Genomic DNA, 20,387 nt, shown 5'->3' with positions numbered 1-20,387 from the left:
AAAAAAGAAAATAGAGAACAACTAATATTTTCTTTAAATCATTGTGTTAAAAATAGCGTAGATATAAATGAGTGAATATTGCTCATCAGAGTATTGTGCTATAAAAAGTGAGAAAAAATGGATAAATACACCTGCTCAGTGTGAGCAGGTGTATGAGTGGAAAAGATTATTGAATATCCCCACAAGATAAACAGTACGCATAGCGGTTTAACGGATCGTTCATATTGCGATAAAACTCTGTCTGTGTTTTCACTTCTTTTAAAACAGGTGCAGGTATATACGCTTGTAATGGATCAGGAAGGAGCGCTTTTGCATTAGACGATAAACTCATTATGATCTGCTCTGACAGGCTCAATTCAGGTTTCATCCAATCAACAACAGGTTGGTCAATTTTTGCCATTTTAGCCACAGCATCAATAGCATCATCAAAATCACCAAACTCATCGACTAAACCCACATTTTTTGCATCTATTCCTACCCACACTCGACCTTGAGCAATACGGTCAATTTGAGCTGGTGTTTTTTTGCGAGATTCTGCTACTAAATTAATAAACGTTTTATAACCACTTTCGATATTTAATTGTAAAAGTTCTGCAAACTCTTCAGGTAGTTTATTTGTGACAGATAATCCTGCTAATGGTGAAGTCGTGACACCATCAGTATAAACACCAATAGACTCTAGACTATTTTCAAAGGTATTAATAACGCCAAAAATACCAATTGAGCCAGTTAATGTTGATGGGCTGGCAATAATCTTATTTGCAGGGGTTGAGATCCAATATCCACCTGATGCGGCTAAACCTCCCATTGAAACAACCACATGTTTTTTCTGTTGTTTAAAGGCGGCAACTTCACTGCGTATTTGCTCTGATGCAGAAACACTACCTCCAGGGCTATTTACACGTAATACAAGTGCCTTAATATTCGGATCTAAACGTGCTTGGCGAATTTGATTAGCAATAGTTGAACCCCCAGCAGAACCAGGGATACTTTCACCATCAATAATGGCTCCTTGAACAACGACTACAGCAATATTTCCTTCGTCATTTGCAGGTAATGATGAAGTCAATGTATCAGCATAATCATAAATGCTGATATTGTTAAATTGTTGGTTCTCTTTATCCCACTGGAAAGTTTCTGTCATATCTGCTTCAAATTGAGCGTATGAGCTTACAGAATCCACTAATTTACGATTTAGCGCATAAGTTGCGTTATCACCATCTGCATTGCGTAGCTGTGCAATCATCTCTTTTGCACCAGGGAAAACATCTTCTTTGGTAATGCTACGGTTTTCTGCAACTTGGGTTAAATAAGTAGACCACAGTGAATTAACTAAACGTAATGAAGCTTCTCGCGATTCTGCAGACATGTCATTACGCATTAATGGTTCAACCGCGGATTTATATGTTCCTACGCGGAAAATATGAGTACTTACTTTTAAATTTTCTAACAGTGTTTTGTAATAGAGATTTTGAAAGCCAAAACCATAAACGCCCACGGCACCTTGAGGAGTGAGATAAATTTTATCTGCATAAGAAGCGAGATAATACTGTGGTTGACTGTAATAGCCACTTACTGCAAAAATCGGTTTGCCTGTCTTTTTAAATTCATTAAGTGCCTTACCAATATAATTTAGCGAAGGCTGGTCTGCGCCTGCAAATTCATCAAGTTTAAGCACCATACCTTTAATTTTGGGATCTTGTGTTGCTCGTCGTAACGTATCGACAACTTCAAATAATGAATTTTCTTGGAGCTGGCTACTAGAAACGCCTAAAAGTTCACGTCCAACTTCTCCTAAGGGATTTTGGGTTGCAGTTTGGTCAACAATTACGCCTTTAAGGTCAACAAGAAGGGCACCTTCATAATCCATCGGTTTTTGTGCTTCCTTACTAATTAAGAAAATACCAATAACCATAAAGAGAAGGAAAAAGAAAATAACGTTTAAGATTAATTTCCTGATAAAGTTAATGGCTTGCCAACTGAATTTTAATATTACGCCTATTAACTCCATAATTTTATTCATATTATCTCCACATCATGTAAAGCTAAAATTTAATCCTAAACAGTCATGCTAGAATTATTGGTAAGCAGGTTACATCCACATAATCTCATACTATTAAAACAAAGAATGTTGTTAGCAATAGAGAGAATAGCAATAACAATAAAGGAATATTCTAATATAGCTCTTATTGAATGTCTGTCATTGATTTTTAGGAAACCACGAATGATAACTTTTTGCTTAAGGTGTTATTAAGTAAACAGTTATTTTACGTAAAAATAGCCAAATAAATTCACACAAAAAGGCATCAAACGAATATAAGAAATCGTCGAATTAAAGATCAAAATAAACTTAAATTAATGGAGTAGGCTGAGGTTAATCATTTTATGAACAATAATTTACGATTAAATAACCATATTGCTGATTTTTAGAAAAATTTCCGCCTAAATTTGTGGATGGTGGTAATATAACAGTTTGTTATACTGCGAATTGATAAGAACTGTCCATCCCCATAAGAATGGGATCTTGCTAAAATAAAATGCTGACAGGAGAATAAAATGGATGCATTAACACTGCTTTTGAACCGCCGTTCAGCTTCCCGACTGACTACTCCAGCCCCTGATAGTGAAGCCCTCAATACTATTTTACAAGCGGGTATGCGCGCGCCTGATCATGGTGCACTCAAACCTTGGCATTTCGTTGTGATGCAAAATGAAGGCATTGAGCGTTTTAGTCAATTGCTACATAAAGCTGCAGTTGTGAGTAATTTAGGCCCCGAGGTTGAAGAAAAAGCAAAAAATGCACCTTTTCGTGCCCCACTGATCATCACAGTGATTGCGAAAGTGAAAGATCATCCTAAAGTTCCTGAATGGGAGCAAGTTGTTGCAGCGGGTTGTTGCGTACAAGCAATGCAAATGGCCGCTGTTGCTCAAGGATTTGGGGGAATTTGGCGTTCAGGCTCTTGGACTCATGATGCTGTGGTAAGAGAAGGACTTGGCTGTGGTGAACACGACCAGATTATTGGTTTTCTTTATTTAGGCACGCCAGCTTTAAAAGCACCAATGACGGTTTCTCCTGCTGACTTAACTGATTTTGTGACTTATTTTTAAAAAAAGGATGGCATGTTATGTCTGAAGCAATTCGTTTAACACAATACAGTCATGGTGCAGGTTGTGGTTGTAAAATCTCGCCAAAAGTTTTAGAAACCATTTTACATAGCGAACAAGCTAAATTTCATGATCCTCATTTACTTGTTGGTAATGAAACCAAAGATGATGCCGCTGTTTATGATTTAGGAAATGGTACAGGTATTATTAGCACCACCGATTTCTTTATGCCAATCGTTGATAATCCTTATGATTTTGGTCGCATCGCTGCAACAAATGCAATCAGCGATATTTTTGCAATGGGTGGAAAACCTATTATGGCGATTGCTATTTTAGGTTGGCCAATTAATAAACTGGCACCGGAAATTGCACGAGAAGTGATTGAAGGTGGTCGAGCTGCTTGTCAAGAAGCGGGAATTTCATTGGCTGGTGGTCACTCAATTGATGCGCCAGAACCTATTTTCGGTCTTGCTGTAACGGGTGTCGTGCCTGTGAGCAAAGTGAAGAAAAACAGTGAAGCTAAAGCAGGATGTCAGCTTTTTTTAACTAAACCTTTGGGTATTGGTGTATTAACAACTGCTGAGAAGAAAGGTCTATTAAAACCAGAACACCAAGGTTTAGCGACAGAAATTATGTGTCGCATGAATAAAGCCGGTTCTGATTTTTCAGATATCGATGGTGTCACTGCAATGACCGATGTTACTGGCTTTGGTTTATTAGGGCACTTAAGTGAAATCTGTGATGGCTCTGGTGTACAAGCGACTATTCACTTCTCACAAGTACCAAGGTTGCCAGAAGTCGAGTCTTATATTGAACAAGGCTGTGTTCCGGGTGGTACAAATCGTAACTTTGAGAGTTATGGTCATTTAATTGGTGAGATCACTGAAATGCAACGCAAATTACTCTGTGATCCACAAACATCAGGTGGCTTATTATTAGCAGTATTACCTGAAGCGGTTGAACAAGTGAAGGAAGTTGCCTCACGTTTTAATATCGAATTAACTTCTATTGGTGAACTAACTGCGCCAGTAGCTGGAAAAGCGTTGATTGAAGTGACTAACTAACGTAATGAGATTATTTATTGCAGAAAAACCCAGCCTTGCTCGGGCTATTGCTGATGTATTGCCAAAGCCTCATAAACGGGGCGATGGCTTTATTCTTTGTGGTGATAACCAGTATGTGACGTGGTGTGTTGGTCACTTACTTGAACAAGCTGAGCCGGATGCATACGACCCGCGGTACGCCCGCTGGTCGTTAGATGATTTGCCCATTATTCCTGAAAAATGGCAACTCAAGCCCCGAGCTGATGTTAAAAAACAGTTGGAAACCATCAAAACACTGCTTAAGCAGGCACAAGAAGTGATCCACGCGGGTGACCCCGATCGTGAAGGTCAGCTCTTAGTAGATGAAGTGCTTAACTATTTAAATATCAGTGAAGAGCAAAGAAAACAGGCGCGTCGTTGCTTAATTAATGACTTAAACCCAGCGGCAGTGACGCGTGCTATTGATAAACTACGGTATAACCATGAATTTGTACCATTATGCGTATCTGCGTTGGCACGAGCAAGAGCAGACTGGCTTTATGGTATCAACATGACGCGAGCCTATACACTTTTAGGTCAGCGCAATGGTTACCAAGGTGTATTATCAGTAGGGCGTGTACAAACGCCTGTATTAGGTTTAGTCGTTCGTCGTGATGAAGAAATTGAAAACTTCGTTCCTAAAGATTTCTTTGAAGTTAAAGCACATGTTGTAACATCTGCTGATGAACGCTTTACCGCGATTTGGCAACCAAGTGAACATTGCGAACCTTGGCAAGATGAGGAAGGGCGATTATTAAATCGTAAACTTGCCGAGCATGTTGTTGAGAGAATTACAGACAAACCTGCGTATGTAACGGATTATCAAGATAAGCAAGAGTCTGAAATAGCCCCACTTCCTTTTTCACTCTCTGCATTACAAATTGAAGCGGCAAAACGTTTTGGTTTAAGTGCACAACAAGTCTTGGATACGTGCCAACGCCTATATGAAACGCATAAGTTGATCACGTATCCGCGTTCTGACAGTCGTTATCTACCTGATGAACATTTTGCTGGTCGCCATGCTGTTATTAATGCGATTAGCACACATGATCAAAGCCTATTACCGCAAGAGACCCTAGATATTGATAAAAAAAATCGTTGTTGGGATGATAAAAAAGTTGATGCTCACCATGCGATTATTCCAACGGCAAAAACGGGTAATATCTCATTAAGTGAAAATGAGAAAAATATTTATTACCTCGTTGCTCGCCAATATCTAATGCAATTTATGCCTGATGCTGTTTATCGTAAATGCGTTATCGAACTTGATATTGAAAATGGTAAGTTTATTGCTAAAGCACGTTTTTTAGCGCAATCAGGATGGCGAGTATTACTAGGGGCAAAAGAGCAAGATGCTGAAAATGACGGTTCTGCATTGCCAATAGTCGCTAAAGGGGATGAGTTGCTGTGTGAAAAGGGTGAAATTGTTGAAAAGCAAACGCAGCCCCCAAGACCTTTTACTGATGCAACTTTGCTTTCGGCTATGACTGGAATTGCGCGCTTTGTTCAAGATAAAGAACTTAAGAAAATCCTAAGAGCGACAGATGGATTAGGTACTGAAGCGACAAGGGCGGGGATCATTGAGCTATTATTTAAACGTGGCTTTTTGCAAAAAAAAGGGCGAGCCATTAATTCAACGCCGGCGGGTAGGGCATTAATTCATGTATTACCTGATATGGCAACTTTACCGGATATGACCGCACATTGGGAATCGATACTCACACAAATCAGTGAGAAACAATTTAAATATCAAGATTTTATGATGCCATTAAATAACACCTTGATAGAATTGATTACACAAGCGAAACGGCGTCCGAATATTCAAGCTTTCAGAAATCTTCCTGCACCAGCGCATAATAAAAAGCGCAAGGCGGTAACTAAAGGAAGCCATAAAGCAAGCGCCACAAAAAATAAAGCGCAGAGTAAAGAAGCAACTACTGATAGTTAAGCACAAATAAAAAGGCACTTCCTCTATTAGTTAGGGAAGTGCTTTTATTGAATTAAGATTTCATTTGATTAGATTTTAAATTCAGCCCAAACTGGTGCGTGATCAGAAGGTTTTTCCATTCCACGGATCTCGTAATCAATTCCTGTTGAAATACAATTATCTGCCAAGCAGCGACTTGCTAGAAGTAAGTCAATACGTAAACCTCGGTTATCATCGAATCCTTTAGAACGATAGTCAAACCACGAGAATTTATCATTAGTTTCAGGGTGCTGTTGGCGGAATGTATCTGTTAATCCCCAACCCATTAAGGTTGCCAGCCATTCCCGCTCTTCTGGTAGGAAAGAACATTTGCCTGTTTTTAACCAGCGTTTCATATTATTTTCGCCAATGCCAATATCTTTATCTGTTGGGCTAATGTTTAAATCACCCATAATAAGTACTGGAGAGGTCGGTTTTAAGCTGGTAGTTAGGTAATTTTGAAGGTCGGCATAAAATTTTTCTTTTGCTGGAAATTTAGTTTCATGATCACGGCTTTCACCTTGAGGAAAATAACCGTTCATCACGGTCATTAAACCCGCTGGTGTTTCGATATCTGCCATGATCATGCGACGTTGTGCATCATCGTCATCACCAGGAAAACCTTTACGTATTGCGACAGGTTTTTCTTTTGTGAGTAAGGCAACACCATAATGTCCTTTTTGACCATGATAGAAAACATGATAACCCAAGGTACCCACTGTATCTAATGGAAACATATCATCATGAACTTTTGTTTCTTGAAGTCCAATAACATCCGGCTGATGTTTTTCTATGATAGCTTCAAGTTGGTGAGGACGAGCGCGTAAACCATTAATATTGAAAGAGACAAATTTCATGTGACTGTAACCATTTATATATTGAATAATAGGATGCCTTATACTAACAGGATCATAAAATGAATGTAAGCAAATCACTGAAATGATGGTATAGGTTATCAAGAGAGAGATAAAATAAAGATTATTAAATAGAGTGCGCTAATTTAATAAAAATAATTAATTACATAACAAAAAATATTAATTAAACAAACTAGAAACATAAACTAATCTTTGATAGAAGAATATAAGTATTATTATTCTTTATATGTGAAGAATGATGACATAATAAAAATAATATTGTAGTTATAAATTGTATTCATTAAAAGGAGGTAAAAGTATATTTATATAAAACTGCTTTTATATAAAATTAATTTTTAAATTAATTAATCATTATTTCATTCACATCAAATGAATTAATGAAATTATTTTATTCTACACAGCTAAGGAATGGTGAATTATGTTTTTTTCTCGTAAGTTAGAAGCCTTTATGGCCGTAGTCGAAAATGGCTCATTAAGTAAAGCTGCTCGGGTGATGAATCGCACAACGCCTCCCGTTGCTAAATCTATAAAAGACTTTGAAGCCGTATTAGGAAAGCGTTTATTTAAACGAGAGAAGTTTGGCATGAGTTTAACCCAAGAAGGGCTTGAGCTTTATAATGATTTGAAATCGCTCTATTTGCAGGAAAAAGAGATAACTAAAAAACATATATCGGGTATTATAAATAATAGCATTCATGTTTATTATGATTGGGGAAAAAGTCAATATTTAACTCAGTTTTATCAAGCTGCAAATAAAAATTATTCCCATATAAATATAATGCGATTCTCAAGAGAAAACTTTGAAGAAATACCTGATTATGATGGTAATACATTAATATTAAGTTCTGATAAAATTATTAGTGAAAAATTTAGCCTTCTTCATAAAATAGAAAATAAATACTTGGGTATTTGTTGTCAAAAAACACTTGTAAATGGTGTCAATAATAATCTTGATAGACTTTTGAGTGAAAATATTTGGTTATGTGATCCGGCATTATACAAAACAGCTAAGATAAAAAAATTAGAGAGTGAAATTGGGGATAGAGGAAAGACTGTGTGTGTTAGAATAATGGATGATCTTAATTGCTGTTTGAATTTTATTCAAACGCATAATTCTCTTTTATTAACAGATGAAAACCCATTCAAAGATGAGTATGAAGCAGACTTATGCTTTATACCATTAATTCAACCTGAAGTACGATATAACTGTTACATCTATAAATCTAAGTATCACTCGAGTGTATTGAATCGATTTTTAGATTTAATTAATAAAATGGAATGAAAAGGATTTTTCTAGAGTAAAACGGAGAGGAGATGGTGGTGGGAGAAGGATTCGAACCTTCGAAGTCTGTGACGGCAGATTTACAGTCTGCTCCCTTTGGCCGCTTGGGTATCCCACCAACATTAAATTGTTTTGCTGTCCGTGACAGCGGGCGCAATAATACCAAATACCTGAGATCTGTAAAGCGCTATTTTACTAAAAAGAGTCTGACTGCTGTAAAAATGTGCGTATCGTTCAAGCTTTATGCGCTATCATGTTGATTTTAATTAATATCATCTCTATTTATATGAGATAAAAATAAACCGCGATATGCTTGTTATCGCGGTTTACATTTAGATAGTTGTAATACTTGCGTTATTAGTGGCAGAAAATTTATAAAATGATTGTTCTGTTACCGTAAACGAATACACGTTGTGAAAGAACCCAATATAATGCATGACTAAGAACATTCTTTTCAACATCTCGGCCCGCTCGCATCATATCTTCAGCAGAAAACGTATGGTCAACATTGATCACATTTTGAGTGATGATTGGACCTTCATCTAAATTATCATTTACGTAGTGTGCTGTTGCACCAATGATTTTAACACCGCGCTCATAAGCCTGATGGTAAGGACGTGCACCAATAAAGGCGGGTAAGAATGAGTGGTGAATATTAATAATTTGGTTTGGGAAGTTTTGTACAAATGCAGGTGTTAATACACGCATATATTTTGCGAGTACAACATAATCAGGTTTGTATTGATTAATTTGTGTAATTAACTTTTCATCATGTTGATCACGGGTTAAGCCTTCATGGCTAACAAGATGGAAAGGAATACCAAATTGTTCTACTAAGTGTTTTAACGTATCGTGATTACCAATGACGGCGGCAATTTCAACATCCAAATCACCAAATGCACTTTTCATTAATAAGTCACCCAAGCAGTGTGCTTCTTTTGTCACCATAATGACAATACGACGACGGCCTGCGGTATTTAATTCACGTTTGGAGCCTTGTGGCAAGGCATCATCTAAATCGGCAAGAAAGGTTTCATCGTTAAAGATACCTTCAAGCTCAGTACGCATAAAAAAGCGACCCGTACGATGGTCAACAAACTCACTATTTTGAACAATATTTAATTGATGTTTATAACAAATATTGGTGATTTTAGCGATAAGTCCTTTTGCATCAGGGCAAATTGTACGTAGTATTTTTTTTTGAATATTTTGGTGTTGCATGTATGGATAAATCCTTTCTTTTACTTCTGTGTTTGCCGTTATTTGATGTTATTTTCACAACATTTTTTGTATTTACGTCCTGAACCACAGGGGCAGGGATCGTTTCGTCCCACTTTCGGTTTCACACCGTCAATATAAAACCAACAGTCATCTATTTTTAGAAAACGAGAGCGTTCATGTAAGTACTGTTTATCATCGGCATTTCTTTCAATAAAGCAAGCTGAGAATTCAACATATGCCTCATTTTTATTTGTGCTCGCTTGTGATGAGATAACATTGAGTCCAAGCCATTGTGTATTTGGAAAGCCTGAAGTTAATTCATCATGTAAAGATGTAACACGACAAGAGGGATGCCACGTTTTTATTAAGTAATCCGCATTATGCTTAACGAACGCACTATAACGCGAACGCATCAATGCTTCTGCTGTTGGGGCGTTTTTTTGACCTAGATGGTAAGGCTCGCAACAATCAGAGTAGAATAATTGGCTATTGCAGGGGCATAAACTCGACAAAATAATGTCCTAATTCACGTTATCTGTATGACGATTACCCATAGATTGAAAAAAGTAACGATTGGGAATAATTAACGTCAATGTTGAACTAAACTAATAATGTAGCGCTAATTTATCAGCATGTGAAACGATAGTTACCGGAGTCACCAATGAACAAAGCCTTAGTGGGTAAAAAAATTTTAATAATTGATGACGAGGTCGTTTTTCGCACAATGTTGACGGAATATTTTTCACATGAGAAAGCCTGCGTTTATACAACAGATAACGGTAGCCAAGCATTATCTTTATTAGAAGGGGGATTGCTTCCTGATCTTATTTTATGTGATATCCGTATGCCGATAATGAATGGTCCCACTTTTTTGTGTCATCTTGAACAACTTAAATTGGCTATTCCTGTTATTGCTATTTCATGTACAGATAATATGGCTGAAATAGATGATATGTTGCGTTTAGGGGCACAAGAGATTTTCCTTAAGCCAATAACACATCTTGATAAATTAAAACAAAAAGTCATTGAAGTATTATGCCCTGGTTTTTTTGAATCAGTATTAATAGAAGGTATACATTTAGAACCACTTTGGAATAGCTTACGAAAAGATACTCATTATATTCAATCGTTCATAAAACAGATGCAGCCTCAAGTTAAGCAGGTTGTTGCAGGATATTGTGTTAATTATCGTCAATTAAATGATATAGCTAAAATGGGTTTGCTATTTGATATTGCAGCTTTATCAGAAGATCAAATTATTTTCTATTGTGTGGATATATCGAGAGATGATGAAAATGGGCTTTTGGTCGCTTTACTCTTACGGGTTGTTTTTAATGATGTATTAAAGTCATCAGAAAAAGCACGATCTTTGCCAAGTATGTATAATATGTTGAATAAATTAAATAAAATGATTAATGAGATAGGAGTGAAAGGACAATTCCCTATCACACTTGGTTATTATCATACTCAGAAAAAAAATATTCTATTAGCTTCAGCAGGTTTAAAAGCTGAAATAAAAACAGAAAGTAAAAAATTCGAATTAAATAGCGGTGTTCCTTTAGGTACATTGCAACTTTTATATATTAATCAAGTAAAATGTGAGGGAACAATTTGGCAATGTAAAATTTGGGATAACACAAATCAGATTAAATTAATGTTTTCACCTATCTATAAAAGTTAAGTTTAGATTAAATAAAAATAGAATATCGTGCATATATTAAACATAAATGAAGAACTATCTCAATTAACGGGTAGGAGTCTGTTTATCCTTAGATATTAACTGGTATACTCTGGCGATTATTTTTAATTGTACCCATTCACATCTGAAAGTAGAACGGTACGAATTGCAGGAGAAATATAATGTCATCAGCAGTGCGTAAAGTTAGAAAAGCGGTGATCCCTGTTGCTGGATTAGGAACAAGAATGCTACCTGCAACCAAGGCAATTCCAAAAGAGATGTTGCCAGTGGTTGATAAGCCTCTTATTCAATATGTAGTGAATGAGTGTATTGCAGCAGGTATTAATGAAATTGTACTTGTTACACATTCATCTAAAAATTCAATTGAAAACCATTTTGATACGAGTTTTGAATTAGAGGCGATTTTAGAAAAACGCGTTAAACGCCAGTTATTAGAAGAAGTACAAAGCATTTGTCCAAGCCATGTCACTATTATGCAAACCCGTCAGGGAATAGCAAAAGGATTAGGCCATGCTATTTTATGTGCTAAGCCATTAATTGGTGATGAGCCTTTCGCTGTTATCCTGCCTGATGTCATTTTAGATAGATACAGTGCCGATTTAACGAAAGTTAACTTAAAAGAGATGCTTTCTCATTTTGAACATTCCGGCGCAAGCCAAATTCTTGTTGAACCTGTTCCTGAAGATGAAGTTTCTAATTATGGTATTGTTGATTGCATGGGTGAAAGCTTATGCCCGGGTGATAGCAAACCCATAACTCGTGTTGTTGAAAAACCTAAAAAAGAAGAAGCACCTTCGAATTTATCTATCGTAGGACGTTATGTGTTATCTGAAAGTATTTGGCCACTCTTAGCGAAAACCGCTCCGGGTGCTGGAGATGAAATTCAGTTAACTGATGCAATTGCAATGCTGATTGAAAAAGAAGCTGTTGAAGCTTATCACCTACAAGGGAAAAGCCACGATTGTGGTAATAAATTAGGGTATATGAAAGCCTTCGTAGAGTACGGAATACAGCACGAAGAGTTTGGTGAAGATTTTGCACAATGGATAAAATCATTAAAAATACAGTAAAATAAAGCTTATTAACAATCATTTATATGGTTAATCTCACTGTATAATTCCTGCAAATGTATAATGCATAATAAGTGGATTATTTTGTGGGAAAAGCTAGATAAAGCGATTGTAAGAGATTAAGGTATGGCTCAATGCATTTAGTATTGAGCCATGTTGATTTCTGTAATGTATGATGATGTTAAGCGTTATGATGTTTAATCGAGGTGATATTAAGCATGATAGCGTTGGCATAAAAATAAATTATTGGGCTATTTGAGTGATAATATGAAAATATTGGTAACAGGTGCGGCGGGTTTTATTGGCTATCATATGAGTCAGCGTTTAATCGAAATGGGTTATCATGTTGTTGGAATAGATAACTTGAATGATTATTATGATGTGCGCTTAAAAGAAGCTCGATTAGCTAAATTGCAACAGCAAGAAAATTTCCATTTTGAGAAACTTGATATCGTTGATTCAGCAAAAGTGGCTCAATTATTTGCATCACACCAATTTGATCGAGTTATTCATTTAGCTGCTCAACCTGGGGTTCGTTATTCAATTGAAAACCCAATGGCATATATTGATGCGAATATTGTTGGTCATATAAATATATTAGAAGGATGTCGCCATAATAAAGTCGGACATCTTATCTACTCCTCATCAAGCTCTGTTTATGGTTTAAATCAGAAACAGCCTTTCTCAACAGAAGATAGTGTTGATCATCCTGTTTCATTATATGCAGCAACAAAGAAAGCCAATGAGTTAATGTCTCATAGCTATTCACATTTATATCAATTACCAACAACGGGATTACGTTTCTTCACGGTATATGGCCCTTGGGGACGTCCTGATATGGCATTATTTAAATTCACTAAGGCAATGCTAGCTGGTGAACCTATTGATGTTTATAACGGCGGAAATATGACGCGTGATTTCACTTATGTTGATGACATTGTGGGATCAGTTGTTCGATTGGTTAATGTTATACCAGAAGCAGATGAAAACTGGACAGTAGAGAAAGGCGAAACATCTTCAAGTTCTGCACCTTATAAAATCTACAATGTGGGTAATGGACAACCAACCAAATTGATGGCATTTATTGAAGCGATAGAAAAATCATTAAATATTAAAGCTAAATTGAATTTAATGCCGATGCAAGATGGTGATGTTCTTTCTACTTGTGCCGATTGCCAAGACTTGTCTGAAACAATAGGTTTCTCACCAAATACAGAAGTAGAATATGGCGTAAAACAGTTTGTTGATTGGTATTTAAGTTATTATAAAAATTAATAACTTTAGTTTCATTAAATCAAAGAAAAAAGGAGCGATAAAGCTCCTTTTTCATTATAAATAAAAATAAATAACGTAGTTATTACAATTTTTATTTTTGTTTACCCACATCTAATACAAACAACATCAGCACATATTAAAATTAAACGCTTGTTTAATTAAATGGGATAAACAACAAAATACCCTTTTAAGTAATTAAAAGGGTATTTCAAATAGAGTATTGACTTAAATTACAGCAGGAAATCTTCTAATGATTTGCCTTCTTCATCAATAGCACGTTTGATTACAGCTGGTGTACGACCTTGGCCTGTCCAAGTTTTAGTTTCACCATTATCATCAACGTAAGAGTATTTAGCTGGGCGAGCTGCACGTTTAGCACGGCCAGTTTTATTAGTTGCACTTGCTTCAAGTAAGTCTGTTGGATCAATACCGGCTTCTTCTAACATTTCACGGTATTTTTGTAATTTCTGAACACGTTCTTCTTCAGCTGCTTTTTCTAATGAGAATTCTTCACGACGCTCATTAACGACAACTTCAAGTTTCTCTAGCATTTCTTCTAAAGTTTCTAAAGAAGTTTCTCTTGCTTGTGCGCGAAGAGTACGGATGTTATTTAATATTTTTAAAGATTCGCTCATTTTCCTGGTCTCAAATAAATGTTGTTGGCTGATGTAATACTAATAATAGATTGCTATTTAAATTTCTGCAATACCTAAATACAAACCTTACGTAAAATTTCTTTTTTTTAAACTAATATCTCAACGAAAAAAATAATAAAAGTTGAGGCATCTTTAGTCAATAAAGGAAATATTAGTAAGGAAATGCATCTTTTAACTGATGATAGCGCTAATGCTAAAGAATAGAAAGCTTTGTTCATTTTTTTATAATAACGGACTTTTTTCTAAAAATGGAATCGGACTAACTTTCATACTTTAATAAAGGTATATCAAGGTGTGTTTTAATATGTTAAGTACTTATTAAAGCTATTTATTTTTTAAACAAAAATTAGCATTAACAACAAATTTTATCTTTCGATGGTATATCTAGAATAGAAATAAAGGTAATAAATACTTGTTATAGATAACTTGCAGATTGTTTATGTTAGACTGTCGCTCGTGAAAATAAACACTATTTAAGGAGAGAGCTGATGGCTCAGCTTTACTTTTATTATTCAGCCATGAATGCTGGAAAATCAACATCTTTATTGCAATCCTCTTATAACTATAATGAACGAGGAATGCGTACATTGATTTTCACAGCGGCTATTGATACACGTTTTGCAAAGGGAAAGATTAGCTCAAGAATAGGATTAAGTGCGGATGCATTACTCTTTAGTGATGATATGAATATTCGTGATGTTATTGTTGCTGAACATAACAAACAGCCTATTCACTGTGTATTGATTGATGAGTGCCAATTTTTAAGTAAGGCGCATGTTGAACAACTTTGCGAAATAACGGATACCTATGATATCCCTGTTCTCACTTATGGATTAAGAACGGATTTTAGAGGTGAGTTATTTACCGGCAGTGCTTATTTATTAGCATGGGCTGATAAGCTTGTAGAGCTTAAAACAGTATGTTATTGCGGTAGAAAAGCAAATAAAGTACTACGCCTAGATGATAAAGGAAATGTTCTGAGTGATGGTGCTCAAGTTGAAATAGGTGGAAATGAAAAATATGTTTCAGTCTGTCGTAAGCATTATACGCAGGCAACATTAAAAGGGTGTATTGAACAAGAGTAACTTTTTCAATTTCCCTCTTTTACTAATTTGTCAGGGTGAAAGAGGGAGGATGAAATAAGAGTTCAAATAAAGCGTTATATTATGTAATACCAAAAAATGTTTATATATTTTTAATTTTTAGCCAATTTATTGGCTTTTTTTATATCAAAATGCGGTGAGTTTGATTTTCTTTTGTGAAGATATGTTATTTTTTGATAAGAAAATTTATTTATTTCATAGATTTCATTATCATTAATCAAAAAAGACATAATCAAATATACGTAAGGTGTTTATTTTGTGATGTCGATATTGTTTTTTACAAATGACAAGAGAGAGAGACATTTGATGCATTTATATTATTAATAGTTTAATAAAGTTGAATAAAGATAGGCACAAAAGGCTAAAAGATATTTCGTTTATCTATAGTTGGTATAATGAAACGTTTATATCGAGTTTTATAGATGCTGATTATAGACTGCTTAAGTTATTACTGAATAAATAAAACACTTCATTTTGTGGCTGTTAATAGGGATAAAAAGGTTCTTCTCATACTCCTAAAGGAGTAAGTTTCTAAGCGGAATGTACAAATAGTGACCTCTATTACGTTATTATTTTGGCAATAAGTGAGTAAGCTTCATTTTGATAATACTTTATTGAAACTATGTCTTTTATAAATTCAACGTGGTTATAGATATAAAATATTTATATCTCCATATTTTGAATACAAATTAATAATCCAGATGATGAAGCCTATTTGTTTTTATCAGATAACAACAAAAATACAATTGTAAGAAATTGTAAGGTAAACACGATGATTTCAAATAACATTTTGTTATAGTCATTTTGTGAAGGACATAAGGTAAGAGTGAAATAATTAAACTAACTAATCAAAGAGGGGAGAGTTTGACGCCTCCTGTAATCATCCCAAAGGCGTTTTTTATAATGTGCTAATGCATTGGTATAGCTAGAGAGATAAGTTGTTCAGCGTCTTTTCTAGAGCTAATTATGAATAGATAAAGGAAGACACTATTTTTATAGTAAAAAGAAAACCCACAAGCTAAGTATAAATACCTATAATTTATGGCTAAATAGTGACTTATCACGCCTTACTCCTCAATCTCAGAAACCAGTAGCAAATTACAAATGAGAAGTCATAAAAAAACCCAGCCGTAGTAGGGCTGGGTTTTCTATTTAAGGATAAATAACCGAAATATTGAGGATCACACTAACACAGCGTGTTTCGATTATTTTTTACTGTTTTTTTTCGTCGCCTTTGTCTCTTGTTTCACTTCAACAACCGGATGCTCATTAAATTCACGACCGTAGTAAGAATCTAATAACAGTTGTTTTAGTTCAGAGATCAGTGGGTAACGAGGGTTAGCTCCAGTACACTGATCGTCAAATGCATCTTCAGACAATTTATCAACTTTTGCTAAGAAATCACTTTCTTGGACACCCGCTTCACGAATAGAAGATGGAATTCCTAATGAAGATTTCATTTCTTCTAACCAAGCTAATAACTTCTCAATTTTAGCTGCAGTACGGTCACCCGGAGCTGAAAGCTCTAAATGGTCAGCGATTTCTGCATAACGACGACGTGCTTGTGGGCGGTCGTATTGGCTAAATGCAGTCTGTTTTGTTGGGTTGTCATTAGCGTTATAACGAATAACATTGGAAATTAATAACGCATTAGCTAAACCGTGAGGAATATGGAATTCAGAGCCTAATTTATGCGCCATTGAGTGACAAACACCCAAGAATGCGTTAGCAAAAGCAATACCCGCAATGGTCGCTGCATTATGAACACGTTCACGAGCAACTGGATTCTTCGCGCCTTCATGATAACTTGCAGGCAGATATTCTTTCAGTAATTTTAATGCTTGCAGGGCTTGTCCATCAGAATATTCGTTCGCTAATACAGAAACGTAGGCTTCTAATGCGTGAGTCACTGCGTCTAAACCACCAAATGCACATAGAGATTTAGGCATATTCATAACAAGGTTTGCATCAACGATAGCCATATCAGGTGTTAATGCATAGTCTGCTAATGGGTATTTCTGACCAGTTTCATCATCAGTTACAACGGCAAATGGTGTTACTTCAGAGCCTGTACCTGATGTTGTTGTGATAGCAACCATTTGTGCTTTCACACCCATTTTCGGGAATTTGTAAATACGTTTACGGATATCCATGAAACGTAATGCTAATTCTTCGAAGTGAGTTTCTGGATGTTCATACATAACCCACATGATTTTCGCCGCATCCATCGGGGAACCACCACCTAATGCGATGATTACGTCAGGTTTAAAGCTATTCATCTGTTCTGCGCCTTTGCGCACAACGCTTAATGTTGGGTCTGCTTCAACTTCAAAGAAGACTTCTGTTTCAACGCCAAATTTTTTCAGTACACGAGTTACTTCATCAACATAACCATTGTTGAATAAGAAACCATCGGTCACGATAAAGGCACGTTTTTTACCATCTGTCGCAATCTCTTCCAGTGCGATAGGTAAACAACCACGGCGGAAGTAAATAGATTTAGGAAGTTTATGCCACAACATATTTTCTGCTCTTTTCGCCACGGTTTTAGTGTTGATAAGGTGTTTGGGCCCTACGTTTTCAGAAATGGAGTTACCACCCCATGAACCACAACCTAATGTTAGAGAAGGAGCAAGTTTAAAGTTGTATAAGTCACCAATACCACCTTGAGATGCTGGTGTATTGATTAAAATACGAGATGTTTTCATCTTGTCGCCGAAATAGGCAACATGTTCAGGACAGTTATCTTGGTCTGTATATAAGCAAGAAGTGTGACCAATCCCCCCCATCTCAACTAATTTTTCAGCTTTTAGCACGGCATCTTCAAATGATTGAGCATGATACATTGCTAATAGTGGAGATAATTTCTCGTGAGCAAATGGTTCTGCTTCTGTGGTTTCTTTTACTTCACCAATTAAAATTTTGGTATTGACAGGTACTTCAATGCCGGCCATTTCAGCAATTCTTGTTGCTGGTTGACCTACAATAGCTGCGTTTAAGTTACCGTCTTTTAAGATGATATCTTGGACAGCTTTTAATTCTTTACCTGTTAGCATGTAACCGCCGTGAGTTGAGAAACGCTCACGAACTTGTTTATAAATGCTGTCAACAACGATAACAGATTGCTCTGATGCACAAATTACGCCGTTATCGAAAGTTTTAGACATTAAGATTGAAGCCACTGCACGTTTGATATCAGCAGAGTCATCAATAACAACAGGAGTATTACCTGCACCAACACCGATAGCAGGTTTACCCGAACTATACGCTGCTTTAACCATGCCTGGACCACCTGTTGCTAAAATCAGGTTAATATCATCATGGTGCATCAATGCGTTAGATAGGGCGACAGAAGGCTCATCAATCCAACCAATAATATCTTTTGGTGCGCCTGCAGCGATAGCTGCATTTAATACGATTTCAGCAGCACGGTTTGTCGCTTCTTTTGCTCGTGGGTGTGGAGAGAAGATAATACCATTACGTGTTTTTAAGCTAATTAGTGCTTTAAAAATCGCAGTAGAAGTTGGGTTAGTTGTTGGTACGATACCACAGATGATCCCAATAGGTTCAGCAATGGTTATTGTGCCGTAAGTAAGGTCTTCAGATAAGATCCCGCAGGTTTTTTCGTCTTTATACGCATTGTAGATATACTCAGAAGCAAAGTGGTTTTTTATCACTTTATCTTCAACGATACCCATACCAGACTCTTTGACAGCCAATTTTGCAAGAGGGATACGAGCATCAGCGGCAGCTAATGCAGCAGCACGGAAAATAGCATCAACTTGTTCTTGAGAGAAATTAGCAAATTCACGTTGGGCTTTTTTTACACGAGCAACCAAATCATTGAGTTCAGTAACGTTAGTTACAGACATAAAGAGACTCCTGATAAAATGTTAAATTTTTTAAGCAAATTAGCTGTTTTCATCATAATTAATAAGAATAGCTTAGAAAGATAATAATGTGCTCAATTCAATAATAATTATTAGAGAGTATAATTTGCTTAAAAAACTTAAAAAAAACAATAACCAAGGCAAATGTATTTTCGAAGTAACCCTCTTTTTCTGAATGATAACAGCTTACCATCTTTCTAATTAATTAACGTGATATATGTCACAAAATTAGCAAGCTGACACCTTTCAGCATGACTTTTTATGAGAATGATTCTTATATGTAATAAATCTTCAACGATTTTTTTGTCGTACACTCGATTTCGATATAAAATTAAACCACTAGGTTTTAATCAGTTTACAATAGAATATTTTAGGTAAAAACTTGTTAACTAATAGAATTAACTGGTTTATTGATTTAAAGTAACGCGCATTTTTTAGAGTTAATCTATCTTTTATAGATAATTCGCATGTTTATTAGCCAAGAAGGGGCTTTTCATGGGGTCATTGCTGGATTTATCCGGTTATATTAAATTTTTTGTCGGTCTTTTTGCGATTGTAAATCCAATTGGTATTTTGCCTGTTTTTATCAGTATGACGAGTTATCAAACTGATGCAGGGCGCAATAAAACAAACTTAATTGCGAATGGCTCCGTTGCAATTATTTTAGTTTCCTCTCTGTTAATTGGTGATTCTATACTGAGTATTTTTGGTATTTCTATCGACTCGTTTCGTATAGCAGGTGGGATGCTGATTGTTACCATTGCAATGACGATGATAAATGGGCGTTTAGGGGAAGATAAACAAAATAATCAAGAAAGAAACGAATCCGCAGTACGTAATAGCGTTGCTGTTGTGCCTTTAGCATTACCATTAATGGCGGGACCCGGGGCAATCAGTTCTTGTATTGTGTGGAGCTCTCGCTGGGAAGGTCTTACTAATTTTATAGGATTAGCCGCAACCAGTATCTTTTTTGCCTTTTGCTGTTGGTTGCTGTTTCGCAGCGCAACACTATTAGTAAAATATTTAGGGCAAACGGGCATTAATGTGGTGACTCGTATAATGGGCTTATTATTAATGTCGTTAGGTATTGAATTTATTGTGACCGGATTACGTTCTATTTTTCCTGGCTTATTAGTTTAAACACAGTGTAGAACAATGAAAAA

Annotated in this window: 15 protein-coding genes and 1 tRNA gene; 9 read left to right on the top strand and 7 right to left on the bottom strand. The window is 35.9% G+C overall.

Annotated elements, in window-relative coordinates; all coding sequences use genetic code 11:
• Positions 1-166: 166 nt before the first annotated feature.
• Positions 167-2,023 carry a signal peptide peptidase SppA gene (gene sppA, locus DK858_RS12450; RefSeq protein ID WP_109397677.1) on the bottom strand — a complete coding sequence of 619 codons (1,857 nt, stop codon included), beginning with the start codon at positions 2,021-2,023 and terminating at the stop codon, positions 167-169.
• A 533-nt stretch (positions 2,024-2,556) separates the two neighbouring features.
• Here sppA and DK858_RS12445 point away from each other — a divergent pair.
• Genes DK858_RS12445 through DK858_RS12435 form a run of 3 tightly spaced genes read left to right on the top strand, consistent with a single transcriptional unit; the run spans position 2,557 to position 6,135 of the window.
• Positions 2,557-3,108, top strand: coding sequence for an NAD(P)H nitroreductase (locus DK858_RS12445; protein ID WP_072064103.1), 552 nt, complete (start codon positions 2,557-2,559; stop codon positions 3,106-3,108).
• A gap of 17 nt (positions 3,109-3,125) precedes the next feature.
• On the top strand, positions 3,126-4,169 hold the full coding sequence (selD, locus tag DK858_RS12440) for a selenide, water dikinase SelD (protein ID WP_109397676.1): 1,044 nt from the start codon (positions 3,126-3,128) through the stop codon (positions 4,167-4,169).
• A gap of 4 nt (positions 4,170-4,173) precedes the next feature.
• The gene (locus DK858_RS12435) at positions 4,174-6,135 is read left to right on the top strand and encodes a DNA topoisomerase III (protein WP_109397675.1); all 1,962 of its coding nucleotides are present in this window, start codon (positions 4,174-4,176) and stop codon (positions 6,133-6,135) included.
• Between the two features lie 68 nt (positions 6,136-6,203).
• Here the strand turns inward: DK858_RS12435 and xthA are convergent, their stop codons facing one another.
• Positions 6,204-7,010 carry an exodeoxyribonuclease III gene (gene xthA, locus DK858_RS12430; RefSeq protein ID WP_109397674.1) on the bottom strand — a complete coding sequence of 269 codons (807 nt, stop codon included), beginning with the start codon at positions 7,008-7,010 and terminating at the stop codon, positions 6,204-6,206.
• Positions 7,011-7,446: 436 nt separating this feature from the next.
• Between xthA and DK858_RS12425 the strand changes: the two genes are divergently transcribed.
• Entirely contained in the window at positions 7,447-8,310 is an 864-nt protein-coding gene (locus DK858_RS12425) for a helix-turn-helix domain-containing protein (RefSeq protein WP_109397673.1), read from the top strand.
• A 33-nt stretch (positions 8,311-8,343) separates the two neighbouring features.
• Here DK858_RS12425 and DK858_RS12420 read toward each other — a convergent pair.
• The 3 genes from DK858_RS12420 to DK858_RS12410 form a co-directional block, all read right to left on the bottom strand.
• A tRNA-Tyr gene (locus DK858_RS12420) sits at positions 8,344-8,428 on the bottom strand.
• A 254-nt stretch (positions 8,429-8,682) separates the two neighbouring features.
• A complete protein-coding gene (gene purU / locus DK858_RS12415; protein WP_072064098.1) occupies positions 8,683-9,531 on the bottom strand; it encodes a formyltetrahydrofolate deformylase in 849 nt (282 codons plus the stop codon).
• Positions 9,532-9,569: 38 nt separating this feature from the next.
• The gene (locus tag DK858_RS12410; RefSeq protein ID WP_109397672.1) at positions 9,570-10,043 is read right to left on the bottom strand and encodes a YchJ family protein; all 474 of its coding nucleotides are present in this window, start codon (positions 10,041-10,043) and stop codon (positions 9,570-9,572) included.
• Between the two features lie 149 nt (positions 10,044-10,192).
• Between DK858_RS12410 and rssB the strand changes: the two genes are divergently transcribed.
• The 3 genes from rssB to DK858_RS12395 all read left to right on the top strand — a co-directional run bounded on the left by rssB (position 10,193) and on the right by DK858_RS12395 (position 13,575).
• Complete coding sequence (rssB, locus tag DK858_RS12405) at positions 10,193-11,212, top strand: two-component system response regulator RssB (protein ID WP_109397671.1); 1,020 nt, start codon at positions 10,193-10,195, stop codon at positions 11,210-11,212.
• 179 nt (positions 11,213-11,391) lie between these two features.
• Positions 11,392-12,300, top strand: a complete 909-nt coding sequence (gene galU / locus DK858_RS12400; RefSeq protein WP_006536427.1) for a UTP--glucose-1-phosphate uridylyltransferase GalU — start codon at positions 11,392-11,394, stop codon at positions 12,298-12,300.
• 267 nt (positions 12,301-12,567) lie between these two features.
• Complete coding sequence (locus DK858_RS12395) at positions 12,568-13,575, top strand: NAD-dependent epimerase (RefSeq protein WP_109397670.1); 1,008 nt, start codon at positions 12,568-12,570, stop codon at positions 13,573-13,575.
• 230 nt (positions 13,576-13,805) lie between these two features.
• Here DK858_RS12395 and hns read toward each other — a convergent pair whose 3' ends face one another.
• Entirely contained in the window at positions 13,806-14,210 is a 405-nt protein-coding gene (hns, locus tag DK858_RS12390; RefSeq protein ID WP_006536429.1) for a histone-like nucleoid-structuring protein H-NS, read from the bottom strand.
• Between the two features lie 509 nt (positions 14,211-14,719).
• On the opposite strand from hns, the gene DK858_RS12385 reads away from it, so the two are divergent.
• A complete protein-coding gene (locus DK858_RS12385) occupies positions 14,720-15,316 on the top strand; it encodes a thymidine kinase (protein ID WP_023581977.1) in 597 nt (198 codons plus the stop codon).
• Positions 15,317-16,539: 1,223 nt separating this feature from the next.
• Here DK858_RS12385 and adhE read toward each other — a convergent pair.
• Positions 16,540-19,206 (bottom strand): bifunctional acetaldehyde-CoA/alcohol dehydrogenase, encoded by a 2,667-nt coding sequence (adhE, locus tag DK858_RS12380; RefSeq protein WP_109397669.1) that lies wholly within the window; start codon positions 19,204-19,206, stop codon positions 16,540-16,542.
• A gap of 513 nt (positions 19,207-19,719) precedes the next feature.
• Here adhE and DK858_RS12375 point away from each other — a divergent pair.
• Complete coding sequence (locus DK858_RS12375) at positions 19,720-20,364, top strand: YchE family NAAT transporter (protein WP_109397668.1); 645 nt, start codon at positions 19,720-19,722, stop codon at positions 20,362-20,364.
• Positions 20,365-20,387: the final 23 nt, after the last annotated feature.

This window comes from Proteus faecis (assembly GCF_003144395.1).
GTDB classification, from domain to species: Bacteria; Pseudomonadota; Gammaproteobacteria; order Enterobacterales; family Enterobacteriaceae; genus Proteus; species Proteus faecis.
This window is presented reverse-complemented; position numbering and strand designations above follow the sequence as displayed.